This window comes from Chromatiales bacterium 21-64-14 (assembly GCA_002255365.1).
In the GTDB taxonomy this organism is placed as follows: domain Bacteria; phylum Pseudomonadota; class Gammaproteobacteria; order 21-64-14; family 21-64-14; genus 21-64-14.
Map to the genome: position 1 here is coordinate 22,991 of NCBI01000008.1, position 17,569 is coordinate 40,559.

12 protein-coding genes are annotated in these 17,569 nt (G+C 65.2%); 9 read left to right on the forward strand and 3 right to left on the reverse strand.

The window, feature by feature from the left end; all coding sequences use genetic code 11:
- Window positions 1–108 precede the first annotated feature (108 nt).
- The 4 genes from B7Z66_06255 (at window position 109) to B7Z66_06270 (ending at window position 3,874) form a co-directional block, all read left to right on the forward strand.
- Entirely contained in the window at window positions 109–1,569 is a 1,461-nt protein-coding gene (locus B7Z66_06255; protein ID OYV77003.1) for a cardiolipin synthase, read from the forward strand.
- A gap of 269 nt (window positions 1,570–1,838) precedes the next feature.
- Window positions 1,839–2,120 (forward strand): hypothetical protein, encoded by a 282-nt coding sequence (locus B7Z66_06260; protein ID OYV77004.1) that lies wholly within the window; start codon window positions 1,839–1,841, stop codon window positions 2,118–2,120.
- Window positions 2,121–2,243: 123 nt separating this feature from the next.
- The gene (locus B7Z66_06265; GenBank protein OYV77005.1) at window positions 2,244–3,092 is read left to right on the forward strand and encodes a hypothetical protein; all 849 of its coding nucleotides are present in this window, start codon (window positions 2,244–2,246) and stop codon (window positions 3,090–3,092) included.
- Window positions 3,089–3,874 carry a hypothetical protein gene (locus tag B7Z66_06270; protein ID OYV77006.1) on the forward strand — a complete coding sequence of 262 codons (786 nt, stop codon included), beginning with the start codon at window positions 3,089–3,091 and terminating at the stop codon, window positions 3,872–3,874. Before B7Z66_06265 ends, B7Z66_06270 begins: the two co-directional genes overlap by 4 nt.
- Before the next feature lie 90 nt (window positions 3,875–3,964).
- On the opposite strand, the gene B7Z66_06275 is transcribed toward B7Z66_06270, so the two are convergent.
- Window positions 3,965–6,001, reverse strand: a complete 2,037-nt coding sequence (locus B7Z66_06275) for an amino acid transporter (GenBank protein OYV77045.1) — start codon at window positions 5,999–6,001, stop codon at window positions 3,965–3,967.
- Between the two features lie 1,073 nt (window positions 6,002–7,074).
- Here B7Z66_06275 and B7Z66_06280 point away from each other — a divergent pair.
- Both B7Z66_06280 and B7Z66_06285 read left to right on the forward strand, forming a co-directional pair.
- On the forward strand, window positions 7,075–7,749 hold the full coding sequence (locus B7Z66_06280; GenBank protein OYV77007.1) for a hypothetical protein: 675 nt from the start codon (window positions 7,075–7,077) through the stop codon (window positions 7,747–7,749).
- 82 nt (window positions 7,750–7,831) lie between these two features.
- On the forward strand, window positions 7,832–9,127 hold the full coding sequence (locus B7Z66_06285; protein ID OYV77008.1) for a glutamate dehydrogenase: 1,296 nt from the start codon (window positions 7,832–7,834) through the stop codon (window positions 9,125–9,127).
- Here the strand turns inward: B7Z66_06285 and B7Z66_06290 are convergent.
- Together B7Z66_06290 and B7Z66_06295 are read right to left on the reverse strand one after the other, a co-directional pair.
- The gene (locus B7Z66_06290; GenBank protein OYV77009.1) at window positions 9,122–9,481 is read right to left on the reverse strand and encodes a hypothetical protein; all 360 of its coding nucleotides are present in this window, start codon (window positions 9,479–9,481) and stop codon (window positions 9,122–9,124) included. The genes B7Z66_06285 and B7Z66_06290 overlap by 6 nt on opposite strands.
- The gene (locus B7Z66_06295) at window positions 9,478–9,762 is read right to left on the reverse strand and encodes a hypothetical protein (protein OYV77010.1); all 285 of its coding nucleotides are present in this window, start codon (window positions 9,760–9,762) and stop codon (window positions 9,478–9,480) included. The genes B7Z66_06290 and B7Z66_06295 overlap by 4 nt, the downstream gene beginning before the upstream one ends.
- 340 nt (window positions 9,763–10,102) lie before the next feature.
- Here B7Z66_06295 and B7Z66_06300 point away from each other — a divergent pair, with 340 nt between their 5' ends.
- From B7Z66_06300 to B7Z66_06310, 3 genes are all read left to right on the forward strand, one after another.
- On the forward strand, window positions 10,103–10,573 hold the full coding sequence (locus B7Z66_06300; protein ID OYV77011.1) for a hypothetical protein: 471 nt from the start codon (window positions 10,103–10,105) through the stop codon (window positions 10,571–10,573).
- Window positions 10,574–10,709: 136 nt separating this feature from the next.
- Window positions 10,710–14,573 (forward strand): ATP-dependent RNA helicase HrpA, encoded by a 3,864-nt coding sequence (locus B7Z66_06305; protein OYV77012.1) that lies wholly within the window; start codon window positions 10,710–10,712, stop codon window positions 14,571–14,573.
- Window positions 14,574–15,064: 491 nt separating this feature from the next.
- Window positions 15,065–17,452: a nitric oxide reductase gene (locus B7Z66_06310; protein ID OYV77013.1), complete on the forward strand. Its 2,388-nt coding sequence runs from the start codon at window positions 15,065–15,067 to the stop codon at window positions 17,450–17,452.
- The last annotated feature ends 117 nt before the right edge of the window (window positions 17,453–17,569 follow it).

Genomic DNA, 17,569 nt, shown 5'->3' on the forward strand with positions numbered 1-17,569 from the left:
AGAGTGGGGTGCGGTCCGCGATCGTGCCGGTTCCCGAGTGCCGCTGGTCCGCGGTCCGCCCCGCGTTCACCGGGGCCGGTGCGGTGGTGCAAAGGGGGCCCGGTTTCGATGCAGGTGTCGAGCGATCTCCTGTTAGGCATGTGGCCCTATCTGGCCGCGGCATTTTCCGTTTTGGCCGCGGTGCTGGCCTCGGGCCACGCGATCCTGCACAAGCGCGATCCGCGCGCAGCGGTGCTCTGGGTGGGTTTCATCTGGCTCACCCCACTGCTGGGGCCAGCCACGTATTTGATCTTTGGCGTGAACCGAATCCGGCGCCGCGCCCGGTCGCTGCGCGGTGCCCGCGCCCGGTATCGTGGGCCTGGCGTGGCGGCAGTCTGCGGGCCCGAACAAGTGGCCGACACCCTCCCCGCCGAGGCACGGCACCTTGCCACCCTGGCGCGCTTCGTGGAGCGGGTGGTGGCGCGCCCGCTCGTGTCCGGCAACCGTATCGTGCCCTACGTGGATGGCGACCAGGCTTATCCAGCCATGGTGGAGGCCATCGACGGCGCTCAGCGTTCCCTCACGCTGGCCACCTACATTTTTGACAACGACCGCGTCGGGATCTGGTTCGCCGATGCCCTGGCCCGGGCGGTGGCACGTGGCGTCGCCGTGCGGGTCCTGATCGACGACGCCGGCGCACGTTATTCCTGGCCCACCGTCAATCACCGGCTGCGGCGTGCCGGGGTTCCGGCGGCGCGGTTTCTGCCCAGTCTGGTTCCGTGGCGTTTGAAGGCCATGAACCTGCGCAATCACCGCAAGATCCTGGTGGCGGATGGCCGCGTGGGGTTCACTGGCGGCATGAATCTGCGCGCCGGGCATCTACTGGGGGGGATGCCGCGTCACCCGGTCCGGGACCTGCACTTTGGCGTCGAGGGGCCGGTGGTGGCCCAGCTTCAGGAGGTGTTTGCCGACGATTGGATGTTCACCACCGGTGAGGAGTTGCGTGGCGAGGCATGGTTCCCGCGCCTGGAGGCGGCGGGTGACACACTGGTGCGCGGCATTGCCGAGGGGCCGGACGAGGATTTCGAGAAGCTGCGCTGGACCATCCTGGGTGCGTTGGCCACGGCGCGCCATTCGGTGCAGATCCTCACACCCTATTTCGTGCCCGACCTCCCGATCATCACCGCCTTGAATGTGGCCACCCTTCGGGGCGTGGAGGTGGACATCGTGCTCCCGGAGCGCAGCAATCTGCCGTTCGTGAACTGGGCGTCCATGGCCCTGTTGCCATTGCTGCTGGAGCACGGATGCCGTGCGTGGCTGACGCCGCCGCCCTTCGATCATTCCAAGCTGATGCTGGTGGATGGCCACTGGGCGATGCTGGGGTCGGCCAACTGGGATGCGCGCAGCCTGCGGCTGAATTTTGAGTTCAACCTGGAGTGTTATGGGGACGCGTTGACCGAATCGCTGACCGGTTTGGTGCGGGAACGCATGGCGCGGGCGCGACCGGTGCGCTTGGACGAACTCATGCGCCGCCCCCTAGCGGTAAGACTGCGGGACGGCATTGCGCGGCTGTGGTCGCCGTACCTTTAGTACGGGCGTAGGTTCTGCGCGGCGACCGTTTGACGCATGTCCACTGGCTTCTTGAGGGTGTAGAGGGTGGGTGTAGTGCCCTCTACGGCGCCACGGTATAATGCCGCCTGAGTGCGCGCCCCCGGGGGGCGCACCCAGCGGGGACTACAGAAGCGCCGCGGGCGTTTGCCTGGCGGGACGAGCACCCAATTGGTTTGATTCCGGCCGGAGCCAGGTGGGCTCCGGGTTTGCTAACGAAGTACAGTTAACTCTAGAGAGGAGTAGTGTCCATGAATACTGCTAGGAAACTGACCGGTATTGCCATCGCCGGCGCGGCTGCCGCCCTGTTTGCCGCAGCGCCGATCTCCAGTGCCTATGCCGCCAGCGCGGGCAAGGTGCAGTGCTTCGGTGTGAATTCGTGCAAAGGCAAGGGCGCCTGCAAGACGGCCCACAATGCCTGCAAGCACCTGAACAGCTGCAAAGGTCAGGGCTTCCTGATGATGAGCAAGAAGGCCTGCGAGAAGGATCATGGCAAGATGGGCGCCGCTGGATGGCCGGCAAAAGGTCATTGAAGCAAGAAGGCCGGTGGCAAAATCGCCGCAAGTAAGGCGATGTAGTATTCGGTAGTGTTACAGGTGCCCCCGCCGTGCGGGGGCACCTTCTCCCTCAACAGTTGCACTTCGGTTGTTGTCCCCATGGCTGCTGATTGTCCCTACCTGGGGTTTGGGCTGGGTTTGCGCCCCGACCACTACGAGGCGGTACTCGCCGAGTCGCCCCCGGTCGACTGGTTCGAAATCCTGAGCGAGAACTATCTCGTCCCGGGCGGCAAACCCCTGCATTACCTGGACCGTATCCGCGCACGCTATCCGGTGGTGATGCACGGCGTATCCCTGTCCATTGGGAGTACGGATGCGTTGGATCGTGAGTACCTGCATCAACTCAAGGCCCTTGCGGCGCGCATCGAGCCGGAGTGGATCTCCGACCATCTGTGCTGGACCGGCATAAAAGGCACGAATCTGCACGACCTGATGCCGCTGCCCTATACCGAAGAGGCGGCCCGTCATGTGGCGGACCGGGTTGTTCAGGTGCAGGAGTTCCTGGGGCGCCGCATCCTGCTGGAGAACGTCTCCAGCTACGTGACGTACCAGGATTCGGAACTCACCGAATGGGAGTTCCTGTGCGAGGTGGCGCAGCGCGCCGATTGCCGGATCCTGCTGGACATCAACAACATCTATGTGAGCGCCTTCAACCACGACTTCGATCCCCTCGCCTACCTGGACGCGGTTCCCAAGGAGCGGGTCTGGCAGTTCCATCTCGCGGGCCACACCCATCATGGCGATTACATCGTGGACACCCACGATCATCCCGTGATCGATCCGGTCTGGGAGCTCTATCAACACGCTGTACGCCGTTTCGGTCCGGTATCCACCATGATCGAGCGTGACGACAACATCCCGCCCCTGGAAGAGCTGGTGGCGGAGCTGGAGCGCGCGCGCCGGATCGCCGCTGCGACGCGGGCCGATAGCCACGCGGCGGTCCCATGAATGGCCTACGGGATCTTCAGGAAGTCTTTCAGGCCTATGTCCTGAGCGGGGATGCCGCGGCCATCGAGGCGCGCGTCACCGGCAGCCGCCGCGCTACTGCGTTGACCCGCCTTGGTGTCTATGGAGAGGCGTATGCGTTGCGCATGCTGGAAGCCCTGGAGTCGGACTATCCGGTGTTGCGGGCAGTGGTGGGTGAGGGCGGTTTCGAGGCACTAGGCCGCCGTTACATCGTGGGCCATCCGTCCCACCATTTTTCCATCCGCTGGTTCGGCGGGGATCTGGCCCGGCTGCTGCGTGATGCCGGTCTTGGAGAGCGCCCCTGGCTTGCGGAACTCGCGGCCTTCGAATGGGCCATGACCGAGGTGTTTGACGCCGCTGATGCACCAACACTGGTGGTCGAAGAAATGGCGGCAGTGCCACCGGAGCAGTGGCCCGGGATGCGGCTGATAGTGCATCCCTCGCTACGACGGCTGGATCTGCGTTGGGATGTGACGCGGGTTTGGAAGGCGGTGAAGGCCGATGAGCCGCCGCCGGTGCCCGTGCGCACCACCAAGCCGGTGGCCTGGGTACTTTGGCGCCGCGACCTGACCAACTATTTCCGTTCCCTTCCCGAGGATGCCGCGTGGGCGCTGGACGCGGTGCGCGACGGCGCGACCTTTTCCGATCTATGCCAAGGCGTATGCGAATGGGTGGCAGAGGCGGATGCGCCGCTGCAGGCCGCGGGCCTGCTGAAGGGGTGGGTTACCGACGGGCTTATCAGCCGTGTGGAGCCCGGGTCTTAACCGCTGGTCCGCATTTCCCACGGGTCTTCTTCTGCTCCCGCTGTGGAGTCCGCACGATAAACTCCGGTGCGAAATCCCGGGCCCGCGGCATCAGCCGCCGCGCCGCGCGTCCACCAGCATCGGGAATATCATCAGGTTCGCACCCATCAGGTGCAGACGCCGCTGCAGCGTTTGGGCGGTGTAGTTGTGCAGCAGCCGTGTCAACCAATTCTCGTTCTTGAATACCAGGGTTCCGGCGAAGAATACGCTGCCCGGGAATTTCTCCAGGATCTCCCGCGCCAGCTCCACGGCGCCCTCCACCGCCTCGGTGGCGACGCTGGCGTAGCTGGCCGCAGCAAGGCCGTGTGCGTGGCAGAAATCCACATATTTCCGCAGATTCTCCTGGACCCGGTCCTGCAGGTTGGTGACGCCTTCACCCCCGCGCATGGCACTGCTGTCCACTTCACCGACGCTCACGAAGAGGAAGTTGTGGAAATGTCCCGGGAACAGCCGCTGCACATTGAGCAGGGTGTGCATACCGACACCCCGGTAGCGCGATACGAAAAACACCGCTGCGGGCTCGCCTTCTCGTGTGGAAGGGATCTCGGAGATCGCTGGAGTTGGCAGTTGGGTCAGGATTTCGTCCAAGGTGTTCAGCTGTTGTCCGACCCGCTGATAGTGGCGATAGATCAGCAGGCATAGCGCGACCAATGAACCGGTTACCACCGCGGTCACCCAGCCGCCCTCGTCGAACTTCTCCAGCACCACGGCAATCAGGATCCCGGCTGCGGTAAACAGACCGACCGCCGAGAGCAGCAGGCGAAACAGCCAGCCGGGTTCCACGCCGCGGTTGCGCCACCAGTACACGCACATCCCGAGCAACGACAACGAGAAAGTCAGGAACACGTTCATGCTGTAGAGGACCACCAGCGTGTCCACCGCGCCGTCGGTCCACAACAGGATGACGAACGCCGCCACCGCCATGAGTAGAATACCGTTCTTGGTGACCAGCCGCTCGGACAGGTAGGAGAAGCGCCGTGGTAGCCAGCTATCCACCGCCATGTTGGCGAGCACCATGGGCCCGGCCAGGAATCCTGTGTTGGCGGCCACCAGTAGCAGGCCGGCTTCCAGCATCATCACCAGCGTGACGAAGCTCGTACCGAAGTCCCAGCCGTTCCACTCCCAATGCGAGGTGATGGTGCTGAATACCACCGCATTCAAGGTTTTGCCAGCCACCGGTTCCGCGTTCCACAGCAGGTACAGGAGGATGACCCCGCCGGCGATGAAGGACAGCGACAGCGCCATGTAGAACATCGTCCACTTGCCGGTGGTGACGCGCGGTTCCTTGAGCAGGTGCACGCTGTTGGATACCGCCTCGATCCCGGTATAGGTGCCACCGCCCATGGCGTAGGCACGTAGAAACAGCGCGATCACGCCGTAGAGCCCGATGGAATGGGACAACTTGACCACATCGGCGGTGCTGGAGGGGTAGAGGGTGCCCAGGTGGTGCCAGTGCAGGCCGATGCCGTAGAAAATCAGGAATGCGTGGGTGACCACAAAGCCCAGGAAGACTGGCATGAGGATCTTGATGGATTCCTTCATGCCGCGCAGGTTGAGCAGCGTCAGGATCAACAGCAGGGCGAGGATGGAGGCAACCCGCAGCTCACGGGAGGCGGTGGGCAGGAAGCTGAACAGTGCGTCCACCGCCGCGGAAATGGAGATCGCGATGGTCAGCACATAGTCGACGACCAGCGCCGCTCCGGAGACCAGGCCCGCGTAGCGGCCTAACAGCCTGGAGGCGACCTTATAGCCGCCACCACCGCTAGGAAACAACTCGATGACCTGATTGTAGCCCACCGCGATCACGAACACCGTGACTGCGGTGGCCAGGGCAAGATAGATCCCCAGGGCGGTGTTGTTCCCGAGCGCCTTGAAGGCTTCCTCCGGGCCGTAACAGGCCGAGGACAAGCCGTCCGCGCCCAGGCCCACCCAGGCAAGGAATGCGATCAGGGTAATGTGGCGCCGGGTATCCGGGGAGGTGGGATCCCGCGGGGGACCGAAGACGCGCCGACGTATGCGGTCCCACGCGCCCACGCTCGGGGACTGCACTGGGGCTGCTACGGGGAGATCCGGGTTGAGGTCCGGCATGGATTTCAGCAGTGACCACAGACCGAGAGGCATCGGGCTGTCACGGCGTCGAACGCCGATGAAGATTCCGCTGCAATAGGTGGGGTTCGGGTGCCCATGGCTCGAATTCTTAAAAGGCCGCCCGGGGATCGGACCGGCCACCGATGATCGGGGACGGGGCCGGGTGCCGCGGCTGGGGCCGGAGAAACGGGCCCGATTGTGCCACAAGCTCCGGCGTCACGCACCGGTATCCGCTGCGTCGCTTCGGCCGGGGGGTGCCACGCCCCCCGACTGAGCAGCCGTCGCCAAACCGGGACACGAGGAACAACTGGATTTTCAGAGAATTACCGAAATCCCCCGCATCCACTGTCCGCCTCCGGCGACAGATTAGCCCCGCGACCCGCCGCACTATTCAAGTAAAATATTGATTTAAAATGATTTTAATGAGTCGGCACGAGGCTTGCTAAGGGTTGCTAAAGCTTAAACCCAAGTGCTCCTCCGGACCCCTAGGTTGGCTGAAGGGGCGCCTGACGGGCACGGCACGGGGAGAATCCAGTGAACCGGAGTCGTGGCCCAACCCGACCGGCATCCATAGCGGACCTAGTAGCGGTCGCGGCGGTCGGCGTAGGCGGCCTCGGGTTCCGACGCGGGACGTCTCATGGAAGCGGGTGGCGGGCACCCGTAACGATCCACCGAAGTGGCCGGCCGGGCCGGTCGTCGTGGCAGGCCGCTTCCTCCTCACTCCGTCAGCCCTTCTGACGGATTTGGCGCGGCGGCCCTCCCGCCGCGTTTTTTTTATTGTGTCGCGGGCGTGCGACGCAATTGTTGGATGTATTGCGGCTATCAGCCACGCGAATTATTTATATAATTGATTTTAAATATTTTTCGAGACTTGGCACGGCGCATGCTACTACATGTTACTAACGGAAGGACGCCGTCCGGCACTTTGGTGCGTTGATGTGCTCTAACCCAGAGGGCGAAGGACCGCTGGCGGTTGAGCGGATCCGGCACCCGGGCCAGGGCGGCTGTACCCCGCGGTGGGCGCGCTTCCCGCATACGTTCAGGAGCCGAGGGTCGATGCGATGACGCTGCCAATGGATCGGTTCCGGCCACGCCCACTCATGTGGCTGGCGGCTTCGGGAACGGCGGACGTCACCGCACGTCGGCTGGTGCCTATGGATACGCCCCAACCGGTGCCCACGGTCGCGTGGCGCGCGGCGCGCGCCGGCTTGGTGGTTCACGATCGCTTCATGCCTTGGGATGCGGTGGTTTCCCTGCATTTGGAGTTGGGCTCCGTCGGTTTCGCGGGGCTGCGGCGTGCCGGCGGTTGCATACTCGGGGCCGCCGATGGGACCCGCTACCGGCTGGAGGGTTCCGCTGAGGATTGGGCGACCCTGTGCGCCCAGATTTCAAACCAAGCAGTGGACCGCCTCGAAAGGCGCGCGTCCCCGCACGCCCTTCCGATTCCCGGCATGTCCCCGTTGCCGACGCCCGTCTCCCAGGCCCCTGCACCGCAGGCGGTGCCCGAGCACCGGTCCACCGCCACCCGTGCCTGGGCTTGGTATCAATTCACCGCGGCGTTGGGGACCCTGGCGGCAATCCTGCTGTTGAGCCTGGCCATGTTGTTGTTCCCGGTCCGCTCGCTACTGCTGGGCCACGTGGTGTTCGCGGACTTCGTCTGGGTAGTGCCGATGGTGCTGGCCCTGGAGGTCGCCCGTCTGGGCTGGGTGCGCCGCCGGCGTACCCGCCATGGGAGTGCAGTCGAGTAGTTCGATCCGGTGTCCGTCAAGTTGGTCGCGCGCCCGCCGCAAACCTGGGCGGGCCCGATCTGCCAGCTGCCGGAGCCGCGCCATGTCCAAGACCTTCGACGATGCCCTGGTCCGCCTCGAAGAGGTGTTCCGCCATACCCCACTGGTGGACGATGTCCGCGAGCGCCTATCGCACCCCAAGCTGTCCCTGATGGTGAGCATCCCGGTGCGGATGGATGACGGCTCGTTGCGGGTGTTTACCGGTTTCCGCGTGCAATACGACGATACCCGTGGCCCCACCAAGGGTGGTATCCGTTACCACCCCGACGTCAATCTCGACGAAGTCACTTCCCTCAGCTTCTGGATGACTATTAAATGCGCTGTGGTGGGGCTGCCCTTCGGCGGCGCCAAGGGTGGTGTGCGGGTCAATCCCAAGGAACTCTCGCCGATGGAGCTGGAGCGCCTCTCTCGGGGCTACGTGCGCGCCATTGCGGACATCATCGGCCCGGACCGCGACATCCCGGCACCCGACATGTACACCAACGCCACAGTCATGGGCTGGATGTGTGACGAATACGCCCACATCGTGCGCCGCCAGGAACCCGCGGTCATCACCGGCAAGCCGGTGCACTTGTGCGGGGCGTTGGGGCGGGAGGCGGCCACTGGCCGCGGTGCCGTGTACGTGCTCGAACAATGGGCACGCCGGTGCGGGATGATTCCCGCCGAGACCACCATCGCCGTGCAAGGCTTCGGTAACGCCGGCTATCACTTCGCGCGGCTTGCAGACCAGGCGGGCTTCCGGGTGGTGGCGGTGTCCGACTCCCAGGGCGCGATACACGCGGCCCAGGGCTTGAATCCTGATACCGTCATGGATCACAAACGGCGGCGCAGCGAGCTGCGTGCATTCTATTGCAATGCGTCGGTCTGCGAAGAGGTGCCCTACGAGCGGATCAGCAATCAGGAATTGTTGGAATTGGACGTGGCCGTCCTGGCCCCGGCGGCCCTGGAGAACCAGATCGACGAGCATAACGCGGGGCGCATCCGTGCTCGGCACATCTTGGAGGTGGCCAACGGCCCGGTGACTTCCCGAGCCGATCGCATCCTGGCCGAGCGCGGTATCGCGGTCCTTCCGGATGTGTTGTGCAACGCCGGTGGCGTGTCGGTCAGCTACTTCGAATGGGTCCAGAACCGCGGCGGCTATTATTGGGACGAGGATGAGGTGAATCAGCGCCTCAAGGTGCTGATCGACCGGGAGGCGGCTGCGTGTTTCGATCTTGCCGAGGCAAAGGCCGTCACTTTGCGCACCGCTGCCTACGTGCGTGCCATCGAACGTATTTCCGGCGCCATCAGTGCGCGCGGTACCCGGGAGTACTTCAACCACCACCCCGCTAGGTCATGACATTCGGCGGGTATTTGCTGCCAGCACGCGTTTTAGTACCACCGCGCTGTTGTGTTCTTCGTCACGTGCCGCGTAGACCAGGGTGACCGTGGCGCGGCGCGCCAGTGCGCGCAGCTCCTGGAGTTGCTCCTGATGGGCCTTGAGTTCAGCCCGGTAGCGGCGCTGAAATTCCGGCCACCGCTCCGGGTCGTGGCCGAACCATTGGCGTAATTCGGTGCGCGGCGCGATCTCTTTCATCCAACGATCCACACGCGCATCTTCTTTCTTCAGACCGCGCGGCCAGAGTCGCTCCACCAGGATCCGCATCCCGTCGCCTGGGGCCGGTTTTTCGTACACCCGCTTGAGCCGAATCATAGCGCTAGCCCCGTGCCCCGGGCGGCCCGCGCCAACCGGTCCAGGGGTGCATCCCACCACACGTCGGGGGCAACGGCGTGGTCCTGGGAGGCCAGCTCCAGCCGCGCGGCGGCCAAGTCCAGGGACAAGGTAAGCCGCCCCGCCCCCGTGTGACACGCGGCGCTGTAGAGCGCCCGATCCGGTTGTCGGTCCAACAGCTGCAGCAGGGCCTGAGCCAAGCGGGTGACCGCGGCATCGGGATCCGCGATCCGTCCCAGATCGGTTTCCACCAAGCAGTGCATCATATGGATCCCGCGCGTGGTCCCTGGGGCCACCGGCATTTTTCACCGAACTGAATTATTGTAGTGCATCTGGAACCCTGGCGGGACCCGTCCAGACGGGGCCGCCCGTGGTACCGGCACCGTGCGGGTGGGGACGCTATACTGAAGTCCTATCCGAGTCCGGCGCGCACGGAGCGGGCCGCGGACACCCAGCAGCCCGCTCCGTGCGCGGGACGTCACCGGCCCGGCGGGTCTCCAGTTCATCGAGGCTGGGGCGTGGCTGGCTGCCGATATAGCCGCCGCCGGTCGCCTGGCAGGTGTTGGAGTGGAGTCCTGGCCTGATTCACGCGGGAGGCGCGCCATGAGTATCTCATCGACAGTGGAGCAGTATTTGATCCGGCACGGCGTCGATTACGATTTGGTGGCACATTCCCATACCGGATCCAGCATGGAGACCGCAGCGGCCGCCCACATTCCGGGCGACCGTATCGCCAAGGGCGTCATTCTGGAGGACGACGGTGGTTATCTGATGGTGGTGTTGCCGGCGACGCGCCATGTGCGGATCGGTGCACTGCGTACTTTGCTGCGCCGCAATGTAATCCTGGCGGAGGAGCCGGAGATCGCCGCCCTGTTTCGGGACTGCGCGCCCGGAGCGGTTCCGGCCTTGGGTCCCGCCTATGGCATGGAGACGGTGATCGACGACATCCTCGCGCAGCAGCCGGAGTTGTATTTCGAGGCCGGCGACCACGAGGAGCTGGTACACGTGCCGACCGAGCGGTTCTTTGAATTGCTCGGAACCGAGCGCCACGGGGAGATCAGCCAGCACACCTGAGCGGCGCTTCGTGCTGGGAGCGTTCGTTGCCCTCCGGCCTCGCTTGGCGCCCATTGGGTGGGGTATCATGACTCTGGTCCCGGCACGTCCCCCGGGCCCTGCTCCCCGTCGCCCTGAACCCGGTCTCTGATCTCCCTTGAACGACGTGCTCCGCAGCCTTGAGGCGCAGCTCCCCGGCTGCATGAGCGCCGAGCGCGCCGCCCTGGCGGGCCGGATCGCGCGGCTGCGCAGCGCGGTGGCGCCGCTGCGTCCGGGAGAGCTGGAGGCCCTGTGCTCCGCGCTGGATACCTCGTGCGCGCGCCGCGAGCAACGACGGCGTCAACTTCCGGTTCCCAGCTATCCGGACGCCCTGCCGGTGACCCGGCATCGGGACGAACTGCTCCGCGTGATCGACGCCCACCCGGTGGTGGTCGTGGCCGGGGCAACCGGCTCCGGCAAGACCACGCAGCTTCCCAAGCTCTGTCTGGAGCTGGGCCGCGGGGTGGCGGGCATGATCGGCCATACCCAGCCGCGCCGCATCGCGGCGCGTAGTGTGGCGGCGCGCATCGCTGCGGAACTCCACGGCGAAGTCGGCCACGCGGTTGGGTTCCAGGTGCGTTTTTCAGATCGGCTCGGCCCCGATACCTATATCAAGCTGATGACCGACGGCATCCTGCTGGCGGAGACCCAACAGGATCCGTTGCTGGCCCGCTACGACACCTTGATCATCGACGAGGCCCACGAGCGCAGCCTGAATGTGGACTTTCTGCTGGGATATGTTCAGCGCTTGTTGCAACGCCGCAACGACCTGAAGGTGATCATCACCTCGGCCACCATCGATACTGAGCGTTTCGCGCGGCACTTCGGCGGCGCACCGGTGGTAGAGGTTTCCGGGCGCAACCATCCGGTCGAGATCCGCTACCGGCCCCTGGCCACTGAAGACCCGGACACCGAGGACCGGGATCTGACGCAGGGGATCCTGGAGGCGGTCGATGAGCTATGCCGCGTCGGACCCGGGGACGTGCTGGTATTCCTGCCCGGGGAGCGCGAGATCCGAGCGGCCGCCGAGGCGCTGCGCAAACATCATCCGCCGCAAACCGAGATCCTGCCCCTCTATGCGCGGCTCTCCGTTGCCGATCAGAACCGGGTGTTCGAAACCCACCCGCGGCGGCGCATCGTACTGGCCACCAACGTGGCGGAGACCTCGCTCACGGTACCCGGAATTGGTTTCGTGGTGGACCCGGGCCTGGTCCGGATCAGCCGTTACAGCCACCACGCCCGCATCCAGCGTCTGCCGGTGGAGAAGGTCTCCCGGGCCTCTGCGGACCAGCGCGCCGGACGCTGCGGACGTACCGGGCCCGGCGTGTGCGTGCGGCTCTACGATGAGGCGGACTATTGCGCGCGCCCTGAATTCACCGATCCGGAGATCCGACGCACCAATCTGGCGGCGGTGGTGTTGCGCATGAAGGCCCTGGGCCTTGGGGATCCGCAGCGCTTCCCGTTTCTGGATCCCCCGGAGCCGCGGCGCATCCGCGACGGGGTGGGCCAGTTGCGCGAGCTCGGTGCCCTGGACGAACGCGACCGTCTTACCGAGATCGGGCGGGCCCTGGCACGCCTGCCAGTGGACCCACGCATCGGGCGCATGGTCCTGGCGGCACACGAGCGGCAGTGTGTGGAGGAGGTGCTGATCATCGCCAGTGCCCTGGCGGTCCAGGACCCCCGCGAGCGCCCCCTGGACCGCCAGCAGGCCGCCGACGAGGCGCATCGCGTCTTCCAGGATCCGCGCTCCGATTTCCTGGCGTTTCTGAATCTGTGGCGCGCCTATCACCAGCAGGCCCGGCTCCTGTCGCAGAACCGGCTGCGCCGTTGGTGCGTCGCACGCTACGTCTCCTATCTGCGGATGCGCGAGTGGCACGATATTCATCGGCAACTCGCGGTGCTGGTCAAGGACATGCGGTTTACTCCCAACGTCACGCCGGCGGACTACGAGGCGATCCATCGCGCCCTGTTGGCGGGGCTCCTGAGTCACATCGGTTTTCAGGACGACCCACCCACCTATGCAGGGGCCCGCAATACGCGCTTTACGCTGTTTCCCGGTTCCGCGCTGTTCCGCAAGCCGCCCAAGTGGGTGATGGCTGCGGAGCGGGTGGAGACCCGCCGGCTGTATGCCCGCACCGTGGCCGTTATCGACCCGGCGTGGGCCGAACCCCTGGCCGCGCACCTGGTAAAGCGTCACTACGCCGATCCCCACTGGGAGGCGCGCGCCGGCCGCGTCATCGCCTACGAACGGGTGACGCTGTACGGATTACCCATCGTGGCACGGCGCAAGGTGGATTATGGAACGGTGGATCCTGCAGAGGCCCGCGCCGTGTTCATCCGCGAGGCGCTGGTGCGGGGGGACTACCGGGGCGGCGCCCCGTTCCTGGAACACAACCGCGGCCTGGTGGCGGAACTGGAGGCCCTGGAGGCCAAGGTGCGGCGTCGGGACGTGCTGGCGGAGGAAGACACGGTATTTGAATTCTACGCGGCGCGTATCCCGGACACCGTCAACGCCGCCGTGGCCTTCGAGCGTTGGCGCCGTGATGTGGAGCGGGACGACCCGCGGGGCCTGTTTCTGACCCGCGCGGTGCTTACGCAGTCCGGCGCGGAACCGGCGACCGGGGAACGTTTTCCGGACCTGCTGGAGGTAGGGGCGCTGCGCATCCCCTTACGTTACCGGTTCGAGCCTGGTGCCGAAGACGATGGGATTACCGCGCGCGTTCCGGCCGCGGCCCTCAATCAGTTGGACCCGGCGCGCTTGGAATGGCTGGTGCCCGGGCTGCTGCACGAGAAATTGGTGCAGTTGATCAAGACCCTGCCCAAGTCCTTGCGCCGCCACTTCGTCCCGGCGCCGGATTTCGCCCGCGCGTGCGCGCAAGCCATGGCCTTCGGATCGGGTGGACTGATCGATGCCCTGACGGCCCACCTACACCGGATGACCGGGGTAGCGGTGGCGCCGAATGCGTGGCGTCCCGATGCGTTGCCCGCGCACCTGCGTATGCGCGTGGTGGTCGTGGACGAGCATGGCACACCTCTTGCGGACGACCGCGACGTGGCCGAATTGCAGGGCCGCCTGGGGGGCGAGGCGGCACGGCGCTTCGCGCGCCTGCCCACCACCGGCCTCGAACGCGACGCGCTCACCACCTGGGACGTCGGCGACCTGCCCGAGCAGGTCGAGGTGTGCCACGGGGGTGTTGCGTTCCACGGGTACCCGGCGCTGGTGGATGAAGGTGGGCAGGTGGCGTTGCGGGTGTTGGACAGCGCGGAGCGCGCCGCGCCGGCCCACCGTGGGGGTGTGCGTCGGCTGCTGCGCAACGAACTGCACCGCGAGCTGCGGACATTGACTCGCCAGCTCCCCGGCTTCGAACCCCTACGCCTGCGCTACACGGCGTTAGGGGATCTCGCCGAGGAACTGGTGACCGCGTTGCTGGATCGCCTGTTGTTCGCGGACGGCGATCCGATGCGCCAAGCCGCGGTGTACGGACAACGCCGGGATGCGGCCCGCGCCGGCCTGTACCCGGCCGCACTGGAGCTATGCGCGATGCTCAAGCCGGTGTTCGAGGCCCACGCCGCCGTCCTGGCGCGGCTCTCCTCCGCGGTACCTCCCGCGCACCTGGGGGTATACCGGGACGTGCGCGAACAGATCGACGCCTTGGTATATCCGGGGTTCGTGTCCCGCACGCCCGCCGACCGCCTGTCCGAACTGCCGCGCTATCTGCGGGCGGCGGAGCTTCGGTTGGAGAAGCTGCACCAAGCCCCGCAACGCGATCGGCAGCGCGCCGCGCAACTCGCGCCTCACTGGGGACGTTATCGGGAGCGGGTCGAGCGCCAAGGTGGTGCCGGCCGGGACGATCCGCAACTCAGCGCGTTACGCTGGCTCTTGGAGGAGTACCGGGTGTCGTTGTTCGCGCAGGAGCTCGGCACCGCGCAACCGGTTTCTGAAAAACGGTTGGCGGAACAATGGTCAAAACTTCCGCCGTGATCGAGGTGGAATAAGCAGTCCGCGTATTGCAGCTACTGGAGGCAGGATGGGGGCGGCACGCAGGCGTACCCCCTCGTCGCCGCCGAGGAAGCGGGCCAGGCCTTGAAGCACGGAGGCGGTGCGTCGCGATGGTCGCGGTGTTACACGCCGGGGGTGCAACATAGTCCCCGCTGCCGGTCTTCAGGTCCGTCGGCGTCCGCGCACGAACAAGGGGGATGCGTGGTCTGCGGTAGTGGTGTAGAGGCGGGCGCCAACGGCACCCGCCTTTTTTTTTGGTCCGCAGGGCACGCCTCTTGCCACGCGATAGAAACGCCGGTGCCAGGGGTCGGCAGACGGCTCTTGTACGCTTCGACTGCTTGATCATCATCAAGGACCGTGGCTGGCCGGTAACCTAAGGTCGCTGGTCATGGGTCTGCGCACTCGCCGCCGCTTGGCCGGCGAACGACCCTGCGGGCTGTGGTGTGTCATCCAGTGGCACTGGGGAGGTGAATATGTCCGTGATCAATGCCGACGCCGGCTCGATGGGGACGGCAGACCCGGTTTCCGGGGCGCTCAAATGGCTGCTTTTCATCGTGGCTGTGGGGACGTTCACGGCGCTGGCGTGGGGGACCTATCGCACCTACCAGGGGGCTCCGCCGATTCCGGAACAATTTGTCACACACGACGGCACGGTGGTAATGACCGCCGCGGATATCGTTGCCGGCAAGGGTGGTTTCCAGCGCGCGGACCTCATGGATTACGGGAGCCTCTACGGGATGGGCTCGTACTACGGGGAAGATTACACCGCGGAGTACCTGGTGCAACTGGGAAAGCGCACCGAGGCGGCGATCGCCGAGGCGCGGTTCGGCAAGTCGCTAAGCGCCCTGACGCCGGGACAGGAATACCAGGCCCGCAAGGAGATGCAGGCGCAGCTGCAGCATATCCGCCTGGATACCAGGGTCGCGGAGTTGCCCAACCCAGTCGCTGGAGCCATCCGCGATCTGCGCCGCGAGATCGCGCAAAACCTGCTTGCGAACAACTTCGCCAAGGGCTGGACGGAGGCCTATAGCCTCAACCCGAAGAGTGCCGCGCAGACTGCGGATTTTCTGATTTATTCGTCGCTTACCACCGTCGCACGCCGCCCGGACGGGGATTCTTCCTACACGAACAACTGGCCCTATGAGCCGCTTGTCGGCAACACGCCCACGACCAGCACATTCATCTGGACCTGGGCCTCGTTCATGTTCGTCTTCTTAGGGTTCGGGGCCGTGATCTTCATTTACAACCGGTATCTCAGTGGTGGCAGTGGAGTGCATGCAGAACCGGAGGCGGCGTTATTCCGCGGATTCCATGCCCTGACGGAGAGTCAGCGCAAGACGGGAAAATTCTTCCTGATTGTCGCACTCGTGTTTCTGGCGCAGATCGCCGCCGGCACCCTGATGGCGCACGACTATGCGGATCGGACGAGTTTCTACGGCATCAATATAAATTACCTGCTGCCGTTTGCCTTCCTGCGAGACGTCCACATCCAGACCCCGCTCGTGTGGATCGGGGTGTCATGGATCGGCGCGGCGCTGTTCCTGGCCCCGTTGATCAGCGGCCGCGAGCCGGCCGGACAGGGCCGTTTGGTCGACCTGCTGTTCTGGGCCACTTTAGTGGTGGTCGGAGGGGGGCTGATCGGCGACTACGCCGGCATCATGGGCTGGGTTGGACGCAGCTGGTTCTGGATCGGCAACCAGGGCCTGTCCTACCTGCAGCTCGGCCGCTTGTGGCAGATCGGCTTTTTTGCCGGGCTCGTGATCTGGAGTGTGCTTGTATTCCGCGCGATGTGGCCCGGGAAAGAGCAGCGTGGAAAGGCCTTGCATGACTTCCGCACGGGTCGTATCCGTATCGAGCACCTGTTCTGGGTAAGCACCGCGAACGTCGCGCTGCTCTACGCCTTCGGCATGATCCCGCTGACCGGGATCGACAAGTCATTCACGATCACGGATTTCTGGCGCTGGTGGGTGGTTCACTTGTGGGTGGAACAGTCCTTCGAATTCTTTGCCGCGTGCGTGAGCGCCTACCTGCTGATGGCGACTGGCTTGGTCTCGCGCATCGTCGCCGAGCGCACCGTGCTATTCGAACTGGTCCTGGTGTTTCTGGGCGGCGTCCTTGGTACCGGGCATCACTGGTACTGGGCCGGTGCGCCGAAGATGTGGGTCCCGCTCGGCAGCATGTTTTCGTTTATCGAGGTTTTACCGCTGTTGCTGATGGTGATCGAGGCCGTCGAACAACGGCGCGTCATCCGCCTCCAGCATGGCCGATTCCCCTATTCATTGGCCTACACCTACATCATCGGGGCGGCATTCTGGAATTTCGTCGGCGCCGGCGTGTTCGGGGGCGGCACGCTCAACGCGCCGCTGGTCAACTATTATGAACATGCAACCTTCCTTACACTGAATCATGCGCACACCGCGCTGTTCGGTGCGTTCGGACTTCTTGGAATCGGGCTGGTGTATTTCTGCCTGCGCTATGCGTCTGGGGATCGGGCGGAGTGGAGCGATCGGATGGGCCTGTGGGCGTTCTGGCTCTACAATCTTGGCCTCTTGCTGTGGATAGTCCTGAACTTCTTCCCGATCGGCTGGGCGCAGCTCGCCGCGGTTTATGAGCACGGGCTCGCGTATGCGCGCAGCGTGAAGTTCTACGACACCACGCTGTTGTGGCAATGGCTGCGCTTCCCCGGCGACGTGGTGTTCGCCGCCGGTGCCCTGCTGATGGCCTGGGACATCCTCGGCAAGCTACGTCCATTCGCGCAGAGATTCGCGCCGCTCGGCCGGGGGGCCGCCGCCGATACGGACCGGGCGTCAGCCGGCGGCGAATCGGTAATGAGCGGACCGGCCGCGCGGGTGGCGGATTGATCCGCCCGCGTGTGTCGAGACCGGGCGGCGCGGTGGCTCGCAAACGGGATGCGCCGGCTGCGCATGCCGGAGGCCTGACTTAGGCGCGGGACTGCAACAGGTCGACGGAGTCGCTGG